This is a genomic window from Methylomonas sp. LWB (assembly GCF_001856095.1).
Lineage (GTDB): Bacteria > Pseudomonadota > Gammaproteobacteria > Methylococcales > Methylomonadaceae > Methylomonas > Methylomonas koyamae_A.
Window position 1 is genome coordinate 33,832 of the sequence record NZ_MKMC01000089.1, and the last position, 18,625, is coordinate 52,456.

Below are 18,625 nucleotides of genomic sequence, written 5' to 3' on the forward strand. Positions count from 1 at the left end.
CGTCGCCTTGGTGATTCGACACGTCAGCCGCGCGAGTCGGCATCTGCTATTCTGGTCGCTGATAACGGCGGCGCTGTTGCTCAGCGCCTTCCGGATTTGGCTGACCGACATCGCCGACTATAAACCGGAGCTGGAACGGCGCATCCGGGAGGCGGCCGGCATCGCCGTGCATATCGGCCGGCTGGATGCGAACATGCGCGGTTTCAGCCCGGAGTTGAAACTGATCGACATTGCCGTCGACTCGGCCGACTCGGCGGCCCGGCCGGCCATCCGCCTCAGGGAAATCCGGATCGGCATCGATCTGCTGGCCTGGCTGTTCAGCCAGGACCCGATGGCCTCGGGCTGGGTCAGCTTGGTCGGCGCCAAGCTGGACATTATTCGCAACAGCGACGGCAGCCTGGCTGTCAAGGGCTTGCCGAGCAGCGACGAACAACCGCTGTGGCTGTTGCAAGGCGGAAAGTACGAGATCCTGCAAAGCCAGCTGACTTGGCAAGACCTGAAACGCGGCAGCCCGAAAGTCGCCGTCGACGACTTCGATTTGCTGATTAAAAACACCGCCGACGGCGCCAATCACGAAGTCCATCTGCTGGCGAAACTGCCGGAAAGCCACGGCGACCGACTGCGGGTTTCCGCGCGGCTGACAGGCAATCCGTTCCAGCCGGACACAATAGACGGCAGCCTTTACCTCGAAGCCGACAATCTGCAAGGCCCGGCTTGGCTGAACGACGCATTTCCCGAAGGCCCGAGGCTGAACTCCGGTTCCGGCGATTTCCGAATCTGGAGCGAATGGCGCCACGCGCTACCTTACCGGATCGCCGGCTATGCGCAGGCGCAACAAATCCAGCTCAGCCGTCCGCAAGGCGCGGCGTTGCAACTCGACACGCTGGAAGGTAACTTCGTTTGGCGCGATGAGGCCGGCAGCCAACGCTGGTGCGGCTACGACGTCAATCTCGTCGCCAAGCACCAACGTTGGCCGAATGCCGAATTCTGCGTCGGCCGCAATGCCGACGGCGCGTTGTCCGGTTTAATAGAAAGGATCGACTTGCAAGCGCTGATGCACTTGGCCGCCGCCTGGACCCCGGCCGACGATAGGCAGGCCCAATGGCTGAAGATCAATCCGCACGGGATTCTGCGGCAAGTCGGCTTTTACGCCGACGCCAACTTCGACCGCTATGCCTTGCACGGCGACTTTACCGAGCTGGGCAGTGAAGCCGCCGACGTATTTCCGCAACTCCAATCCGTGAACGGCACGTTCTCGATCGCCGATGCCGGCGGCCACCTGCGACTGAACGGCCGCGAAGTCTTGTTGAACGCACCGGCGCTGTTCCGCAATCCGTTGACCTTGCATAACCTCGACGGCAGTCTGAGCTGGCGACAAACCGCCGACGCCTGGCAAATCCACGGCGCCGATCTGATGATCGACGCCGATATGCGCACCGCCAGCGCATTCGACCTACTCGTGCCTAAAAACGGCGATAGCCCGATGCTGGCGATGCGTACCCGCTTCAGCGACTTTAACGACATCGGCAAAGTACCGCTGTATCTCCCGGCCAAAGTCATGAGCCAGGACGCGGTGGCCTGGCTGGACGACGCCTTCGTCGCCGGCCGGATCGAACGCGGCGAAATGGTCTTGTCCGGCCGTCTGGCGGATTTTCCGTTCGAACAAGGTAACGGCCGTTTCGAAACAGTCTTCGCGATCGACGGCGGCGAAATTCAGATCAACGAGGATTGGCCGCATCTGCAAGACGTACACGCCGACGTGCAGTTTCTCGGCGCCGACTTGCAGGTGGCCATCGACGGCGGGCACAGCGAACAGGTCGACATAAGCCAAGCGGTCGTGGCGATACCCGATTTGGCCAATAGCGAGGCGGTTTACGTGTGGGGCCGGGTCGGCGGCAAGCTGGCGGCCGGCCTGAGTTATCTGCAAAAGACGCCGTTGCACGGCAAGGTCGATCCGCTGGTCAAGGCCTTTAGCGCCGAAGGCGAGGTCCGCGTCGACCTGGATCTGAAGATCCCGTATTACGAGAACCAACCGACCGTCTCCGAGGTCGCCGCCCATTTGACCGAGGCGAAATTAACGTTGAATTCGGTGGCGCTGGCGATCTCCGACATCAACGGCGTTCTGCATTTCAGCGAAGACGGCGCTAGCGGCGAACGCCTGGACGCCCGCGCGCTAGGCCACCCGATTCGCGGTACTTTGAGTCACGACCAAAGCAGTACCCGACTGGTCTTAGACGGGACCACTGGTACCGCCGAATTGCAAAAGCAATTCGCCTTCCTGAAAAACCAAAGCGCCGCCGGGACATTCCGTTACAGGGCCGATTTGCTGATACCCTACGCCGCCGAACGCCCGTCGGTCTTGACGATCACCAGCGACTTACAAGGCGTCGCCGTCAACGGTCCCGACTGGCTGGCCAAATCGGCCGAACAGAGTCTGCCGATCGCGCTGAATTTTCGTTTGGACAGCGGCGACCGCCTGCCGCTGGACATCCGCTACGGTCAGGATCTGAGCTTGGCGCTAACGATAGACACCAAGCAGAATCGGCTATATTCCGGCCATGTCGTCTATGGCGGCAGCCAAGCCGAGCCCTATCCGGCCGCCGGTCTGAAGCTGGACATCGACCGACCGACCTTTAAATTGTCCGAAGCCCTGGCCGCCTTCGGCGACAGCGAGCAACAGCAGCGCCTGCCGCCGTTGCGGGAGGTTGGTCTGACCACCGAACAATTGATCTGGCAGGGCCGCGACATCGGCCCCTTTCATTGCAGTTTGACCCGTCGCGATCAAGGCTGGCAAGGCAGTATCGACAGCAAATTCGCCCGCGGTCAGCTGAATATTCCCGACCTGCGCGGCGGCGGCGAACGTTTTGTGTTGAACATGGATTATTTGAATCTGTCGGCGGCCGATCAACTGGATTTCGACGCCGCCGAAGACGTCGTCACCGAATTGCCGCTGATCGAAATCGACAGCCAGCAATTGCTCTGGCGCGGCGTCGATCTGGGCAAATTGAAATTGCGTAGCGAACGCCGTCCGCAAGGCATGCACTTCAAGCAGATCCAACTCAACAAGGGCGGCCGGACCATGGAATTCCGCGCGGACTGGACCAAATTGGCCGGCGCCAGCGTCACCCAATTGAGCGGCCGCTTGACCACCGACGGTTTCGGCCAATTTCTGACCGAACTGGGTTACACCGATGAAATCAAGGAAACCCATGCCGACATCAGCATCAACGGCGGCTGGAGCGGCGCGCCGCATCAGTTTTCGCTGGCCGGCTTCGACGGCACCGTCCAAATCGACCTCAGCGACGGCCGGATTTCCAGCATCGAGCCTGGCTTCGGCCGACTGCTGGGCCTGATTGCGATGGAACAATGGGCCAAACGCTTGAGCCTGGATTTCAGCGACGTTTACCGCCAGGGCTTTGCCTTCGACCGGATTACCGGCCATTTCCGTTTCAGCAACGCCCAAGCCTACACCGACGATCTGGTCATCGACGGCGTGGCCGCCAAGCTTAGTTTGGCCGGCACCGCCGATCTCGCCAAAAAGACCGTGGACCATCGCGTCGCGGTAATACCCAAGAGTTCCGACGCCTTGCCCATAGCTGGTACAATCGTGGGCGGGATTGCCGCGATGATTACGCAAGTGGTTACCGACGATTATAAAGAAGGTTATTTCTTCGGCTCCCAATACAAACTCGCCGGCCCTTGGGGCAATGTTGAAGTCACGCCGCTGCACGATCAAGACGGTCTGGTGAAAAAGGCCTGGCGCAGTCTGACCGGCTTCGAGTGGCTGAACGATCTGACAAAATAACGCGATACCGCCAATCTCCTCGCCAAACAATTAGAACAACAAGGACAACATGACTATCTGTGCCGCCATTCAAATGGCCTCCGGGCCGCAAGTCAGCGCCAATCTGCTCGAAGCCGACAAACTGATCGCCGAGGCCGCCAAGGCCGGCGCTAAACTGGTCGCGCTGCCGGAAAATTTCGCGATCATGGGCATGCACGAGACCGACAAGATCAAGGTCGGCGAACAAGACGGCAGCGGCCCCATTCAGGACTTCCTCGCCGCCACCGCCAAGAAATACGGGATCTGGCTGATCGGCGGCACGATACCGGTATTCGGCGAAGCCGCCAACAAGGTGCGCGCCACCTGCCTGGTGTTCGACGAGAAGGGCGAGCGAGTAGCCCGCTACGACAAAGTACACTTGTTCGACGTCAACGTGCCGGATTCGGCCGAGGTCTACCGCGAATCGGATTCCATCGAGGCCGGCGAAACCCCTTGCCTGATCGATTCACCGTTCGGCAAGATCGGCATCGCGGTCTGCTACGACCTACGCTTCCCGGAGTTTTTTCGGCCGATGGCGCGCAAGGGCATGGACATTCTGGTGTTGCCGGCCGCTTTCACCGCCAAAACCGGCGCGGCGCATTGGGAGGTTCTGCTGCGGGCGCGCGCGATCGAAAACCTATGCTACGTCTTAGCCCCCAACCAGGGCGGCTTTCATATGAACGGCCGACAAACCTACGGCCACAGCATGTTCGTCGATCCCTGGGGCGTCGTGCTGGATTGCTATAAAACCGGCCCCGGCTTCGTCAGCGGCGACGTGGACCGTGGCCGTCTGGAAAAAACCCGAGCGTCGTTTCCGGTCCTGGAACATCGCCGCTTTTTTTGCGAGTAAGCCCCATGTTGAAAACGTTGCGTTACACCCTGCCTTGTCTGCTATTGGCCGGTTGCGCCGACGCCCCGGAAAAATATCGCGACATCAAGCACCTGGAATTGCCGCCGGTACTGCCGATCGAGAATCCCCATCCGCAACCAGCCATCGCCGCCGACGATCTGACCGGCTCGAAAAGCGGGGGAAAATCCATGCTGGCGGGCTTGGTTGACTTCAAGGACGACGGTCAAAAACCGCAGCTAACGTTGATGACCCGGCTGGATCGGGCCTGGGAAATGGTGGAAACCGCGCTGACGCTGAGCGATATCGACATCGTCGACAAAAACCGCAACGACAACAAAATCCAAGTCCGCTACGACCCGGATACCGGCGGCAAAACCAAAAGCCTGTTGAACCGGCTATTTTTGGATAACGACTTCCCGGAAGCGGAATACACCATTTCATTGACCGACGCGATTTCCGGCGTCAAAGTCAATGCCGCTCTGGGCAAACCGGACGACTTCGCCGCCAACGAAGACGGCTCGGCCGCACTGATCCGCCTGCTGCACGACACCATCGATAAGAAGATCATCAACCGCGACGAGAAGGCAAAACCGGAGGAGTAAGCGCTGGGAGCCCGTTCGGCACTGTTCGGCCGTCTTGAACGCGATGGCGATGGAAGCGTCTCGCTACGAACTCCGGTCAAACCGACTCAGCGCTCCAAAAAATTCCGCAACATGTCGTGCCCGTGCTCGGTCAAAATCGACTCGGGGTGAAACTGCACGCCTTCGATGTCCAGGGTTTTGTGGCGCACACCCATGATTTCGTCGATGTTACCGGCTTCGTCCTGGGTCCAGGCGGTGACTTCCAGGCAATCGGGAATGGTCGCCTGTTCGATGACCAGCGAGTGATAGCGGGTGGCGGTAAACGGATTGCTCAAGCCTTTGAACACACCCAAATCTTTGTGATACACCGGCGACACCTTGCCATGCATGATTTGCTTAGCATGGATGATGTTGCCGCCGAAGGCGTAGCCTATGCTTTGATGGCCCAGGCAGACGCCAAGAATCGGATACTTGCCGGCGTAGCGGTGGATGGTTTCGACCGAGATGCCGGCCTCTTTGGGGGTGCAGGGGCCGGGGGAAATCACGATTTTGTCCGGGCGCAGCCCTTCGATGTCTTCCACCGTCACTTCGTCGTTACGCACCACCGCCACCTCGGCACCCAGTTCGCCGAAATATTGCACCAGGTTGTAGGTGAACGAATCGTAGTTGTCGACCATCACCAATCTGACGCCGCTCATGCTTTGCCTCCGAGGCCGGCTTCGGCCATGCTGACGGCGCGGAACACCGCGCGGCCCTTGTTCATTGTTTCATCCCATTCGCTGCGCGGCACGGAATCGTAAACGATGCCGGCGCCGGCTTGAATGTGCAGGGTTTGATCTTTAATCACCGCCGTGCGGATGGCGATGGCGGTATCCAGATTGCCGGACCAGGAGATGTAACCGACCGCGCCGGAATAAATGCCGCGCTTAACTGGCTCCAGTTCGGCGATGATTTCCATGGCCCGAATCTTGGGCGCGCCGCTGACGGTGCCGGCCGGGAAGGTGGCCGCCAGCACGTCGAAGGCGTTTTTGCCTTCCTGCAATTCGCCGGTGACGTTGGAAACGATGTGCATCACGTGCGAATAACGCTCGACGATCATCTTGTCGGTGAGTTTGACGCTACCGATTTTGGCGACCCGGCCGGTATCGTTACGGCCCAAGTCGATCAGCATCAAATGTTCGGCGATTTCCTTGGGGTCGGCGAGCAGTTCTTTTTCCAGTTCCAAATCTTGCTCGTGGGTTTCGCCTCGGCGGCGGGTGCCGGCGATCGGCCGCACCGTCACTTCGTTGTCTTCCAGGCGGACCAAAATTTCCGGCGACGAGCCGACCACGTGCAAATCGCCGAGATTCATGAAAAACATGTACGGCGATGGATTCAAACAACGCAAGGCCCGGTACAAATCCAGCGGCGAGGCCTCGAACGGAATCGACATCCGTTGCGACAACACCACCTGCATGCAATCGCCGTCGGTAATGTATTGCTTGGCTTTCATGACCGCGGCTTCGAAACCTTGCTGGGTAAAGCCGGACACGAAGTCGGTTTCCCGCACATGCTTGGTCGTCGCGCTCGATTGCGGGTGGGCGTGCGGCTCGCGCAGCTTCGCAACCAAGCTATCCAGCCGGGCCTTGGCGTTGTGATAGGCATTGTCCTGGGCCGGGTCGGCGTGAGTCAGCAACAGCATTTTGCCGGACAGATTGTCGAACACCAATAAGTCCTGCGAGACCATCAACAAGATATCCGGCGCGCCGATGGGATCGGGTTTGTCGCCGGGTGTTAGGCGCGGTTCGATGTAAGCGATGGTCTCGTAGCCGAAATAGCCGACCAAACCGCCGTTAAAGCGCGGCAGACCGGGCACGTCCGGCACCTGGTATTGCCTGCGAAACTCTTCAATCCATGCCAGTGGCCGCGCGTGTTCGAAGGTCTCGGCCGCCGCTCCGTCGCGTTCGACCGTGATCTTCAAACCGTGGATTTTGATGCGCGTGTTACACGGCAAGCCGATAATCGAATAGCGTCCCCACTGCTCCCCGCCGTGTACCGATTCGAGCAAATAGGAATAAGCGCCGTCGGCCAGCTTCAAATAAGCGCTGAGCGGCGTATCCAGGTCGGCTAAAACTTCGCGGCAAACCGGAATGCGGTTGTAGCCCTGCTGGGCGTATTCGGCAAATTGGGCGGGAGTCATCAGTGTTGCTCAGAATGGGTCGTAACGACCGTTGCGAATCAACGTGCGATTGTACCCCACAACGCGACTAGCGGGCGAACGCCTGCCGAGCGCGGCCGCCAAAACCCGGCCGATCGGCTAAAATGACCGATTTTCGGATCGAGCGATTATATGAAACTGGTAACTTTTCTGGATAACGGCGCTTGCAAGATCGGCGCTCTGGTCGGCGATGCGATCGTCGCCGCCGACGACAGCTTGCCGAACGATATGATCGGTTTTTTGGCGGCGGGCGTCGAAGCCAGACGGGCCTTGCAAGCGCTGATCGACGGCGGCGCGCCGAGAAGGGCATTGGCTGACGTGACCTTGCTGGCGCCGATCCCCAGACCCGGCAAATTGCTCGGCATCGGCCTGAACTATGCCGACCATATCAACGAAACCGGCTGGGAAAAGCCCGAATACCCGACTTTTTTCACCAAACAAAGCACTTGTGTCATTGGCCCCGACGCCGCGATCCATATCCCGCCAATATCGGACAAGGTCGATTACGAAGGCGAATTGGCCTTCGTAATCGGCAAACGCTGCAAATATGTCGGCGTGGAGAACGCCCGCGACGTCATCGCCGGATATACCATCTGCAACGATGTCACGGTTCGGGACTGGCAGGCACGTACGCCGACCTGGACGCTGGGCAAATCCTTCGACAGCCACGGTCCGCTCGGCCCGTGGCTGGTCACCGCCGACGAAATTGCCGATCCGCACAATCTCACGTTGAAGACCTGGGTGGACGGCGAATTGCGGCAGAACGCCAACACCGGTGAGATGATCTTCAATTGCTACGAAATGGTCGCCTATCTGACCCAGGCGATGACACTGGAGCCGGGGGACGTCATTACCACCGGCACCCCGGCCGGCGTTGGCGTAAAGATGAAGCCGCGCGGCTATTTGAAACCTGGACAGACCGTGCGCATCGAAATCGAGGGACTTGGTGCGCTAAGCAATCCGGTGATTACCGAACCGCCCGGAAATCAGGGCGCGTAAAGACCGCCGCGCTACTCGCTGGCCATCCGGCTTAGGCCGAAACGGTCGATTTTCTTGTACAGCGTGGTGCGGGTGATACCTAGCGCCTTGGCCGCCTGCGAAATGTTGCCGGCGCAGGCCCGCAACGTGGTTTTGATGCCGTAAAGCTCCCAATCCTCCAGCGTCATCGCCCGTCCCGGCTGAGACGCCCTGGGCGAGGCCTCCAACTCCGGTTCGGACTCCCGCGCGGTTTTCGCCAGTTCCGCGACAAAGTCCACCGGCAGATCCTCACGCGTGATGAAATTACCGCCGGCGGTATACAGCGTGGCGCGTATTACGTTGATCAATTGCCGAATATTGCCTGGCCACGGATGCTGCTCGATCAAGGCAATGACGCTGGGACATATACCGATCGCTTGTGCGTTGGGCATTTTCGCGAGTTCGCGCTGCAGAATGTGATGGATGATGGCCTGTTTGTCCTGCCGCTCACGTAATGGCGGCAGGTGGATTTGCGCGCCGTTGAGACGGTAATACAAGTCGCGCCGAAAGCGACCGGCCTCGACCGCATCCAGCAAAGGCACATTGGTGGCCGCGACGATCTGCACATCGACCCGAATCGGCTTGGCACCGCCGACCGGCGTGAATTCGGAGGTTTCCAATACCCGGAGCAACGTGGATTGCAAATCCAGGCTCATATCGCCGATTTCGTCCAAAAACAAAATGCCGCCGTCGGCCAACAAAAATTTGCCCGGTTTACCGCCGCTGCGGGCGCCGGTGAAGCTGCCGGCTTCATAGCCAAATAACTCGCTTTCGATCAAATCGTGCGGTATCGAGGCGCAATTGATCGCGATCAAGGGTTGCTCCCGGCGTGGCCCGGCATGCTTGAGGAGATTGACGAAGTGATCCTTACCGACGCCGGATTCGCCGGTGATCAGGATGGGAATCTTGTATTGCTGCAACTTGACCGCCTTATCAACCAAGGCCGCCAATTGCTCCGACATGGCCGGTTCCTCGGTTTGCGGCGGCCTTTTCGCTAATTTGAACGGGATTTTTTCCAAGACCCTGGCCTGCGCCGCCGGACTGCGCGTTAACGGTAGATTGGTATTCAACACCACGCATAGCAGATGCAGAAAGGCGAACAAGGAATTCATGCTCTCCTGGCGATCGGCAACCAGGCCGATCACCGCCAGCAATTCGCCGCTGTCGTCCAGCAACGGGTAACCGACCGTGCTGAAAGGATGTAACAAACTTAAGAAATGCTCCATGCCTTGAAAGGCGACCGGCCGTTTCAGCAAGGCCGCGCTACCGATACCGTTGTTGCCCAGCACCGCTTCGCTCCAACGGCTGTTTTGTTCGTACAGGTTGCGCATGAACGGGCTGGGGAAGGGATTTTCACCTAGAGCTTGTAACAACGCGCCGTCGGCGGCGGTCAGCACCAGCATCACGCCGGCTTCTTTCAAAAACACGTGAAATTGGTGACCCAAGTCGGCTAGCGACTCGGCGATCTGGCGGGACTGCGCATCGCCGCCGACAGCGCCCTGGCCCGAACGCTGCCAATTGGCGAAATTCCCTAGCGGCAATTGATAGTCCTCCAAGCAACGCCGCCAAGCTTCGGCCACTTCCGGCCGAACCCAGTCGCTCTGATCGGGCACGGAGCGGGTTTGATTCATCCATCGCCAGGCTTGAACCGGGCGGTCGACTTCGAATTCCAGCGTACGCTTGTACAGAAAGGTTTCCTGAACAATTTTGGCGGTTTCGGGTAACCGTAACGCAATATCCATTTCTTGTCTCGATGTCCGGGCGCCGATTTTGGTTTTGGCGCGAAACTAAATAAAAAACAGCGGCTTAGACTGTTTTTCGTTCGTTTTGAGTAGAACGCGCACCATAACAAAATAAAAAAAAGAGGCAATGCGACATAACGTCACATTGCCTGTTCTCGGAGTTGCAAGATTCCCGGAGCGGAGAATCCTCTAGTCGAGAGAGGAGGTTTAAGAGGTAGGTTGCATCACGCGCGCGGGTCCTCGCGAGTCGCCGCGGCCCATTCCGGCGAATAGCCGGCCATAATGGCGGGATCGGGCACATCCATCACCACTGATTCGCTGGCCATTAACGTGCCAACGATGCTCACTGCATTACGTAATCCCAAACGGACTACCTTCACCGGATCGATAATGCCGATGTCCAAGAAGGGACCCAAGCGTTGCCGCTGCGTATCGTAGGCATAACTCTCGCCGGCGTATCGGCGTAAGTCCGCCGCGACGATTTCCCCATTCAGACCGGCGTTGCTGAGTATTTGTCGCAACGGCGCGAATAAGGCCTGACTCAAAATCGCCACGCCGCGATGTTGTTCGGCATTCTCGGCGATGACCTCGTCCAAGACCGCCGCGACGGCGACAAGCCCGGCACCACCGCCGGGCATGACGCCTTCCTCCAGCGCCGCTTGCACCGACTTGTAGGCGTTTTCGATGCGGACCATGCGTTCCTTGATTTCGATGTCGGTAACACCTCCGACGCTGAACACCCCGGTTTTACCGGACAGCATCGCGATGCGTTCTTCCAACTCGTCCGCTTCGTGCTGATTGCCGGTCGGGGAGCCGTCGCCCGGTTTGCGGGCGCGCACGTCCGCGAGCGCTTGACGCAAGCCGGACACAACCCGCGCGACGGCTTCGGAATCACCGGCACCGGCCAGTATGGTAGTTGTTTCCGCGCCGACGATTGCGCGCTCCGCCTGGCCCAGTTGCGCCAACGTCAGATCTTCCAACCGAGTACCGTGGCTTTGTAGGACCGGCGTGGCGCCTGTCAACAAGGCTAAGTCGTTCAATCTTTCCAGCCGGCGGTCGCCAAAACCGGGCGGCTTGACCGCGACAGTTTTGAACACGCCGCGAATGTGGTTCAGCAGCATGCCGGTCAACGCGTTGTCGCGGACATCGTCGGCGATCACTAGTAACGAACGATGCTGGTCGGCGACTTGTTCCAAGATGGGCACCAAATCCATCAAGTCGACGATTTCCCGGTCGCAGAGCAGGATGTAAGGACGCTCAAGTTCCGCCGTGGCCCGATTGCGGTCGGTCACGAAATAGGGCGACAAATAGCCCTGGTCGTAGCGAATACCCTCGACAATATCCAGTTCGTCGTCCCGGCCGTTACCCAGTTGAAAAGTTAAGGGGCCATCTTGACCCAATTCGGCGAAAGCTCGGTTGAGCAATGTGCCGACGCCGGGCTCATCCTTGCTGGCGACTGCCGCTATTCGGGCGATCCATTCCGGCGTGACGTCTGTCAATGCCCGGCGCCGCAATTCAATTTCAACCAGCGTCAGCGCCAGATCCAGGCCTTTTTGCAATTGCAGTGGATGGAAGCCGGCCGCGACGCTTTTCAAACATTCCGCGGCGATCGCTCGAGCCAATACGATCGCCGTGGTGGTGCCGTCGCCGACTTGCCGCGACACGGATCCCGCGACGTCGCGCAGCATTCGCCCACCCAGATCGGCAACCCGGTCTTCGAGAATGATCGAGTTGGCGACGGTCACCCCGTCGCGAGTAAAGATGGGCGGCATGCCATCGGTACGGTGCTGAATCAGTACCGCCGGCCCGGAACTGCCTAGCGTTGCCGCCGCGGCCCTAGCCACGGTGTCCATGCCTTGCATGATCCGCAAGCGGGCCTCGGGGTTGTAAATAATTTGTTTACTCATAGGTCTCGTATGCTGGTGACGGACCAACGCTCCCCGCCAAAATCGGCTTGCTCCCGAAGGGAGAACCGGCGAGGGCGCTAACCCAAGTTCTTAAAACCCAAACCGCCCCCTAAAAGCCATTCGTCCGGAACAGCTTTTCAGAAAGGTATCCTTTTGCCTTTGGGGAAGGTTGGGAACTAGTGCGGCAATCAAGTTCGGTTTTTCATCAACGCCTGACCCGCCCGCGCCCGCGACAATCTGGCCCGCTTCAGCCTCAGCCAAACCCAAGTCAGTTTTTTGTCGTTATGGTCCAGCGCCAGTCGAAAGGCCTCTTCGTCCTCGGGCGGCATGCGCCTTTCCCAGTACTCCAGCAACTCGGCAACGCGCTCGTCGCCGAGCTTGGCAACCAAACGGATTTCTTCGGCGGCAAGCGCCCGAATGCTGTCTTCCAATTCCATGACCATTTCGTTGATAAACGCTTGATCTTCGCTTTTCATCGGATTCAAGCGGCGCTAGGCAAAAATTTTTCCAAGTAGATTTTGTCGCGCGGGATGCCGACTTCGGCGCAGACCGCGTAAGTGGCATCGACCATGCCCGGCGGACCGCACAAATACAAATCCGGTTTGACGCCGGTACCCTGCAAGTCACGGCGTAAAATATCCACGACGCTGCCTTTCTCGCCATGCCAGCCGTCGCTGGCCTTCCAAACGCAAATACGCACCGACAAGGTCGGCATGGCTTGTTCCAGTTGCTGGAGCTGATCTCCGTAGAACACTTCCTGCTCGGTGTTGACGCCGAAATAGATCACGCAGGGCTGAGGTTCTTCCCATTCGTGCATGCGGCGTACCATTGATAGGATCGGTGCCAGTCCGGTACCACCGGCCACGAAATAACGTGGCGTAAAACCGTTTTCCTTCAATCCGAACACGCCCAAGGGCCCAACTACGTGAATGGTCTGGCCGACATAGGCATCCTGTTGCAAATAGGAAGAAAACTTACCGTTGTCGACGATACGAATTAAAAACTCCAACTCGCCGCGATTGTTGGCGGTATTGGCCGGCGAATAAGACCGACTGATTTCCGTACCCGGAATGACCAAGTTGTAGTACTGTCCCGAATCCAGCCGAATTTGCTGATCGTCACCGAGCTTTTGCAAACGCAATTTCACAACGTTACTGGACACCTGCGCCAATTCAACAATTTCGGCGTCGAATTCCAAACCCTCCGGCGAAAACGAAATCCGGTCATAGGTATACGGCACTTCGATTTCCAGATTAGTCGTCGGGAAACAACGGCACAACAATACGAAACCCTCTTCGGCCTCGTCGGGCGGCAGGGCCTGGACACTGACCTTACCGATTTCGTAATCGCCTTCGGTACAAAATCCCTTGCAGGTCGCGCAACCGCCCTCGCGACATGAGGCCATCAGATAGATATCCTGGCGCAATCCGGCGCTGATGATATCTTCGTCGTCTCCGCAATCGAAGGCGACCGATTCACCGTCCTCGGTGATGATTTTGACATTATGCATCATGTTAAGCGTCTCCCTGGCCGACGCGCGCCGCAGAGACATTGAAAAACGCCATCACGTGCTCAACTGCCCGGCGAGAGGCGTCCAGCGTCAACGAGCACCCTTCTTGCACCAGCTTGCGGTCGCGGTAGATGGTCCAGCGCCACATGAAGTCCAAGTCTTCGCCGAATGCGGTATAGGGGGCAACATCGTATAACTTGGTCACCGGCGCGGAGGCGTCCGGAAACGGCGGTGGCGTCGCCGATTTGATATTGGCTAGTAAATCCATCGTACTGTCTATCGAGTTAGATTGAGAATAAGCCGAGACGCGATCCGGCGCCCCAACCGAAAAAACCGGGGGAAAGAAGAGCCCGCCATCCATGGCGGAACCCTAACATGCCGGAGAACGGGCCTCCCGCATACGAATAAAGGCCCGTTCGCCGACAATTCGATGCCCGACTATTGCAATGTCACGACTCTGACGCCACGCACTTTGCGTAGATCTTCGAGAGACATTTCGTAATAGTCGGTGTTACGCAACTCCATCAGCTTGGTGCCGAGAATGCGGTCGGTATCCATGAATACGTTGACCGGCATCATCGGCGGCTTGAAGGCTTGGCGGAAACCAATATGGATTTTTTCCGCCGCGAATTTATCGGTGCAGGCCGCCATTTTGGCAAGCACCGCATCCGCTTCCTTCTGGGCATCGGCGCCGTTGGCGCATTGGTTTTGGATTTGCTGATCGTTAAGCTCCTTGTGTTTCAACAAGGCTACTTTTTCCTCGAGCTTGCACTCGATCCAACCCCAATCGAGTTCAAGATCATAGCTTGCACGAAGCGGCGTGGTGTACTTGAGACGAAACTCGTTAAGCATTTCCACGCCTTTGGCCAGCGTATTGAGCGAACCGATTTTTTTGATCCATTCATCGCGAACCGGGTTGTCATGAATGTTGTAATTTGCCATGGGTAAAAACTCCTATGATTTCAGGTCTTCCAATTGACGATCCAGGCCCATCAACTCCGAAGTGATGGTGAATTTCTCGCCCAGGGTAAAGGCACGGCCGATCGTGGACGAAACGTCCACCAGGAAGTCATAGACGCTGAAGTGACGACCCAACAACTCCGAGACTTCCTCGCAATCGACTTCGATTTTGCCGGTGGCTTTCAACCACCAGTAGCCGGCGCGGTCTTCGACCACTAAAGTCGGATTGTCGGCCTTGCGATCGCCCAGCAAGATTTCGTCGACGACGATGTTAATCTCGTCGGATTTTTTCAGCACCAGAACCACTTCGTTGCTTTCATGCACCACTTGGTTTTCTTCGGCGAAATACTCGTCGGCAAAAGCTTTGCCGGTTTTGGCCATAATGCCGGCGCCGTACGCGTTAGAACTGACTGACATGTTGCTCTCCTTATTTCAAGCCTTGCAGAATGGTTTTGATAATGGCCGCTTTGTCGAATTTGTAGCTGACTTTGTCGGCATAATCGAGTTTCCAGTCGTCGAAGACCCGCTCTAACGCAGCCTCAACGGCATCCTTGCTGGTCACACCGGGAATGGTCGGGATTTTTGTAAAAATGCCCATGAAATCCTGCAATGCTTGCACTGTTCTTGGCAACCATTTGTCGGTCCAAGCCCGCATCATCCGGCGGTTGTAGTCGCCGAACTCAGCGTCGTCACCTAGACATTCGAAGAACATGTCGGAGGTGATGCCCTTGGTTTGCGAGAAATACAACTGCATTTGGTTGATGAAAAACGGCGTCAAGGTATCACCGTAGTAGGAGGACAGGCGTTGGAAAAACTCCCGACGCACGAACTGGCCGAACAAGGGATCGTAAACCATGTGGCAAGACCACAGGATTTCGTTCCAGTCGTACGTGGCTTGCCAGATGTCCTGAACCGTTTCGCGCGCACCTTTGTAGATGGCCCCTTGCGTCCATTCGCGTTTCGGTTCGTCGGTGGATTCAGGAAATCCAGGCACCAATTTCGCCAAAAAGGTTCTTTCCAATTGGATCATTTGCGCGTTATCGACTTTATCGAAGCCGATCATCGCGATACTCATCCGCAAGGTATCGCCCAGGCAGTCGCGGGACGCCGAGGAATGCGCGTTGAACAAACCGTACTCGTTGAAGCAAAACGCGCCGAGATAGTCGTTCAATACTTCGTCGCGCCAAATGGGGTCGATCGAGCGCACTTGACCTTCGGATGAATACGCCAGCAGGAAACGATCGGTGTAACGCCATTCCTCCGCTTTGTCTTTCACGTACGGTGCGTGCCAACGTTTAGCGGGATCGCGGTGTTTGTGCCAGTCGGTGGAATGCAGTTCGGTAGTCTCGTTACCCCAGGACGGACGGCCGCCGTGGAATTTTTGAGTCCAATCGCCCCAGTCCAACCCCCCGGGAATCCAGTCCGGGGTGGGTTGGGCGTAGCAGGTCAATACTTCGTATTCGGTCAGCCGGCGACCGCGCGGCTTAACGAAGTAGTTCATCTTGCGTTGTGTATCCAGCGGCTGATCGGGAATGGCTTCCAGAATTTCTTTGACCATTTCCGGATCGGTCAATCCGCGTTTTCCTTGTTGTACTTGTACAGACATTGAGCTGTCTCCTAAGATAGTGGTAAGAACGACGTTTACAGAGCGTCCAACGGGTCTTTAAACACGCAGTTCAGCTTTTTGATGTCGTCCAAGGTCCACAACTTGCCGTTTTTGTTGGTGTGCGGTTGGGCGATCAAGGTTTTACCGTCGCTACGCACGCCGTGCTGTTCGGCGATTACTTCGGACAATTCGCGTCCCGCGTATTGTTCGAACATGTTTTGGCACTCGTAACGCTCCGGTTCGCTCAACCACATCCGCTCGCCCCATTCGTCGCTAAACGAATGTTTTTTGCCGTTGTACTCGTGGACTCTCAGCGTGCTGGCGCCTTTGCACAATGAAGGGCAGAACGGTACTTGCGAAACGCGGTCGATGTAGATCGGATGGTTGTTTTCGATGAACCACATCAACGGAATAAAGCCGCTGTTCGGATCTTCGCAACCGCGCGCGCGCCACTCGTCGTAGATTTTGCCGTATTGGTCGTACCAGCCTGGATAGTTGGCTTCGAACCAGTCCGCTTCTTCGGCGGTCGGCAGCGTCAAGCGGAAGAAACCGGTGGGCCACAAGGCATAGGCCAACAGGAACAGGTCGTGGTGAGCCCAATACGCGTCTTTTTTCGCATCGCGCAAACTGCGTGGCGATTCGACACCATATTTGCCTAGACGGCCGATCCAGATGCCACCCCAGTCTTCGTAAACCCAGCGGTTCCAGGTTTTGACCCAAGGCTCGACTTTGAATTTCGAGCCGTACTCAAACAACATACCCAATACCGGCGTGAAGTATTTTTGTTGGGTCCAGAACGCGTTGTTCAGATCGGTGTTCAGATATTTGGAAGCCGCCGCGTCGTTGGCGATGGACACCACGGTTTGATAACCGTTGGCCATGTGGCGCAACTCGTCGGTTTCGATCGACAGGAACACGGTCGGGGTAATTTCGTCGCCGTTGGCCGCCGCCCATTCGGTGATCGCGACGATCAACGGATTGGTGAAGCAAGCCTCGCCGACCAATTGCAGGTTAACCGAGCACTCGACCGCATCACCGGAAATGAAGCCGTCGGAGAACACCCGCTTCATACCTTTCCACAGCGGGCCGATGGTACGAGTCCGGCGTGCATCGTTATGGCCGGCGGGATCGTGGAAATGCTTGCTGAAGTAGTAGTTTACGTAACCGCATTGGTTGGTGTGGCGAATTTCATCCAACACCTGAGCCAAGTAGCCGTTTTTTTGCTCGGGCGCGGAAGCCGAATCCCACAGCATGCCGGTCGCGGCGATGGCGTTGTATTCGCCGACTTCCAAGAAGTTGGAAGCGACTTTCATCGTTTCGCCCCATTTCGGATGTACGCGATTGCCCGCATCCAAGCGAGTCAGCACGTCTTGCAAACTGCCGAACTGGCGCTCGTCCTTGACCGACTCCATTCTGGCGTATTCCTTGGCGATCAGCTTGAACTGTTCCTTGGTTTCATTCGCCATTTTGTACTTGGTAGGATACTTGGTGCGATTTTTGTCAAAGTCCCAAGTGAAACTTTGCAACCACCGATGGACTTCCTGGGCGTTGACGCTGGTTGGCGCGCGATTGACGGCCAAGGCATCGGTTGCGGCTTTTGTTGCTGCACTTATAGCCATGTTGATTCCTCATTGTACTGTTATAGGTTTGATCGAGGCCGGCGCCGATCGGCGGGGTGCTTTTCGTCGTCTTGAAGTGCTTTCATCTGCGGGGCGGCGCAGGCCTCGGTGCCTAATAGTGCAAGCAGCGTACCAACTTGAACAAAAGCAATTTTTTTGATCTGAATCAATAATTTGAAAGCCGCCGAAGCCAGCGCCAATACAGCGGAATTAGCGTCCACTTTCTGGACGTTGCTTAGAAATAAGACGTTCAATCGAAGCGACCGGTTCGCGGCGATTAAGCGGCCATTAAGGGGACGCGGCTACTCTGGAACCCACTCAAATCAATCGAGCGAACAGCCCAGAGGCACCGTATGAAAACCTTGCAAGTCACGATACTGGCGATTGCCGCGTTCACCCTGTCGGGTTGTGCGACGGGTTATTACCAACGTGGCTACACCGGTTACGGGTATGGCTCCAGTTACGGCGTGTATCAGCCCTATCAGGGTTACGGTAGCGGTTATTACTCTCCCGGCACGCAATTCAACTACGGCACCTATTACATTCAACCCGGCCACTACCGCGATCATCACGATAGGGATCGCCATGAGCACCATGAGCGACGCGAATCGAATTCCGGAAACCACGAACATCACGAGAGTAACTGGCATGGCGGGGTGGGGCACCACGAGTCGCACGGAAGCGAGGGCTGGGGGGAACGCGGCCATCGGAGCGAGACCGAGACAAGACACGATTTCAGCGGCGGGCCTACCGCCAATGCCGCCGGCAGCGAACATCATCGCCATCACGAACACGGCGAACGCCGCCATTGAG

17 protein-coding genes are annotated in these 18,625 nt (G+C 57.5%); 5 read left to right on the plus strand and 12 right to left on the minus strand.

The window, feature by feature from the left end; genetic code table 11:
• Nucleotides 1-10: 10 nt before the first annotated feature.
• From BJL95_RS21900 to BJL95_RS21910, 3 genes are read left to right on the plus strand one after another with little or no spacing between them, the layout of a single operon-like run.
• The gene (locus BJL95_RS21900) at nucleotides 11-3,805 is read left to right on the plus strand and encodes a YhdP family protein (protein ID WP_254786885.1); all 3,795 of its coding nucleotides are present in this window, start codon (nucleotides 11-13) and stop codon (nucleotides 3,803-3,805) included.
• A 49-nt stretch (nucleotides 3,806-3,854) separates the two neighbouring features.
• Nucleotides 3,855-4,673 carry a carbon-nitrogen hydrolase family protein gene (locus tag BJL95_RS21905; RefSeq protein WP_064028371.1) on the plus strand — a complete coding sequence of 273 codons (819 nt, stop codon included), beginning with the start codon at nucleotides 3,855-3,857 and terminating at the stop codon, nucleotides 4,671-4,673.
• Between the two features lie 5 nt (nucleotides 4,674-4,678).
• On the plus strand, nucleotides 4,679-5,275 hold the full coding sequence (locus BJL95_RS21910) for an outer membrane protein assembly factor BamC (protein WP_064028373.1): 597 nt from the start codon (nucleotides 4,679-4,681) through the stop codon (nucleotides 5,273-5,275).
• Nucleotides 5,276-5,361: 86 nt separating this feature from the next.
• Here the strand turns inward: BJL95_RS21910 and BJL95_RS21915 are convergent, their stop codons facing one another.
• Complete coding sequence (locus BJL95_RS21915; protein ID WP_071160739.1) at nucleotides 5,362-5,952, minus strand: aminodeoxychorismate/anthranilate synthase component II; 591 nt, start codon at nucleotides 5,950-5,952, stop codon at nucleotides 5,362-5,364.
• Nucleotides 5,949-7,433: an anthranilate synthase component I gene (gene trpE / locus BJL95_RS21920; RefSeq protein WP_071160740.1), complete on the minus strand. Its 1,485-nt coding sequence runs from the start codon at nucleotides 7,431-7,433 to the stop codon at nucleotides 5,949-5,951. The genes BJL95_RS21915 and trpE overlap by 4 nt, the downstream gene beginning before the upstream one ends.
• Nucleotides 7,434-7,583: 150 nt before the next feature.
• Here trpE and BJL95_RS21925 point away from each other — a divergent pair, with 150 nt between their 5' ends.
• Complete coding sequence (locus tag BJL95_RS21925) at nucleotides 7,584-8,450, plus strand: fumarylacetoacetate hydrolase family protein (protein WP_071160741.1); 867 nt, start codon at nucleotides 7,584-7,586, stop codon at nucleotides 8,448-8,450.
• Nucleotides 8,451-8,461: 11 nt separating this feature from the next.
• On the opposite strand, the gene BJL95_RS21930 is transcribed toward BJL95_RS21925, so the two are convergent.
• From BJL95_RS21930 to BJL95_RS21975, 10 genes are all read right to left on the minus strand, one after another.
• On the minus strand, nucleotides 8,462-10,210 hold the full coding sequence (locus tag BJL95_RS21930) for a sigma-54-dependent Fis family transcriptional regulator (RefSeq protein ID WP_071160742.1): 1,749 nt from the start codon (nucleotides 10,208-10,210) through the stop codon (nucleotides 8,462-8,464).
• Nucleotides 10,211-10,434: 224 nt separating this feature from the next.
• The gene (gene groEL, locus BJL95_RS21935; protein WP_071160743.1) at nucleotides 10,435-12,117 is read right to left on the minus strand and encodes a chaperonin GroEL; all 1,683 of its coding nucleotides are present in this window, start codon (nucleotides 12,115-12,117) and stop codon (nucleotides 10,435-10,437) included.
• Between the two features lie 188 nt (nucleotides 12,118-12,305).
• Nucleotides 12,306-12,593: a hypothetical protein gene (locus tag BJL95_RS21940; RefSeq protein WP_064028385.1), complete on the minus strand. Its 288-nt coding sequence runs from the start codon at nucleotides 12,591-12,593 to the stop codon at nucleotides 12,306-12,308.
• Between the two features lie 5 nt (nucleotides 12,594-12,598).
• Complete coding sequence (mmoC, locus tag BJL95_RS21945; RefSeq protein WP_231883651.1) at nucleotides 12,599-13,630, minus strand: aromatic/alkene monooxygenase hydroxylase FAD-binding subunit MmoC; 1,032 nt, start codon at nucleotides 13,628-13,630, stop codon at nucleotides 12,599-12,601.
• A gap of 1 nt (nucleotide 13,631) precedes the next feature.
• The gene (mmoD, locus tag BJL95_RS21950; RefSeq protein ID WP_064028387.1) at nucleotides 13,632-13,895 is read right to left on the minus strand and encodes a soluble methane monooxygenase-binding protein MmoD; all 264 of its coding nucleotides are present in this window, start codon (nucleotides 13,893-13,895) and stop codon (nucleotides 13,632-13,634) included.
• 170 nt (nucleotides 13,896-14,065) lie between these two features.
• A complete protein-coding gene (mmoZ, locus tag BJL95_RS21955; RefSeq protein WP_064028389.1) occupies nucleotides 14,066-14,569 on the minus strand; it encodes an aromatic/alkene monooxygenase hydroxylase subunit gamma in 504 nt (167 codons plus the stop codon).
• Between the two features lie 12 nt (nucleotides 14,570-14,581).
• A complete protein-coding gene (mmoB, locus tag BJL95_RS21960; protein ID WP_064028391.1) occupies nucleotides 14,582-15,004 on the minus strand; it encodes a methane monooxygenase regulator MmoB in 423 nt (140 codons plus the stop codon).
• 10 nt (nucleotides 15,005-15,014) lie between these two features.
• The gene (gene mmoY, locus BJL95_RS21965; RefSeq protein WP_064028393.1) at nucleotides 15,015-16,193 is read right to left on the minus strand and encodes an aromatic/alkene monooxygenase hydroxylase subunit beta; all 1,179 of its coding nucleotides are present in this window, start codon (nucleotides 16,191-16,193) and stop codon (nucleotides 15,015-15,017) included.
• Between the two features lie 35 nt (nucleotides 16,194-16,228).
• On the minus strand, nucleotides 16,229-17,812 hold the full coding sequence (gene mmoX / locus BJL95_RS21970) for an aromatic/alkene monooxygenase hydroxylase subunit alpha (RefSeq protein WP_064028395.1): 1,584 nt from the start codon (nucleotides 17,810-17,812) through the stop codon (nucleotides 16,229-16,231).
• Nucleotides 17,813-17,832: 20 nt separating this feature from the next.
• Nucleotides 17,833-18,066 (minus strand): hypothetical protein, encoded by a 234-nt coding sequence (locus tag BJL95_RS21975; protein ID WP_139306385.1) that lies wholly within the window; start codon nucleotides 18,064-18,066, stop codon nucleotides 17,833-17,835.
• 99 nt (nucleotides 18,067-18,165) lie between these two features.
• On the opposite strand from BJL95_RS21975, the gene BJL95_RS21980 reads away from it, so the two are divergent.
• Complete coding sequence (locus tag BJL95_RS21980) at nucleotides 18,166-18,624, plus strand: hypothetical protein (protein WP_071160744.1); 459 nt, start codon at nucleotides 18,166-18,168, stop codon at nucleotides 18,622-18,624.
• Nucleotide 18,625: the final 1 nt, after the last annotated feature.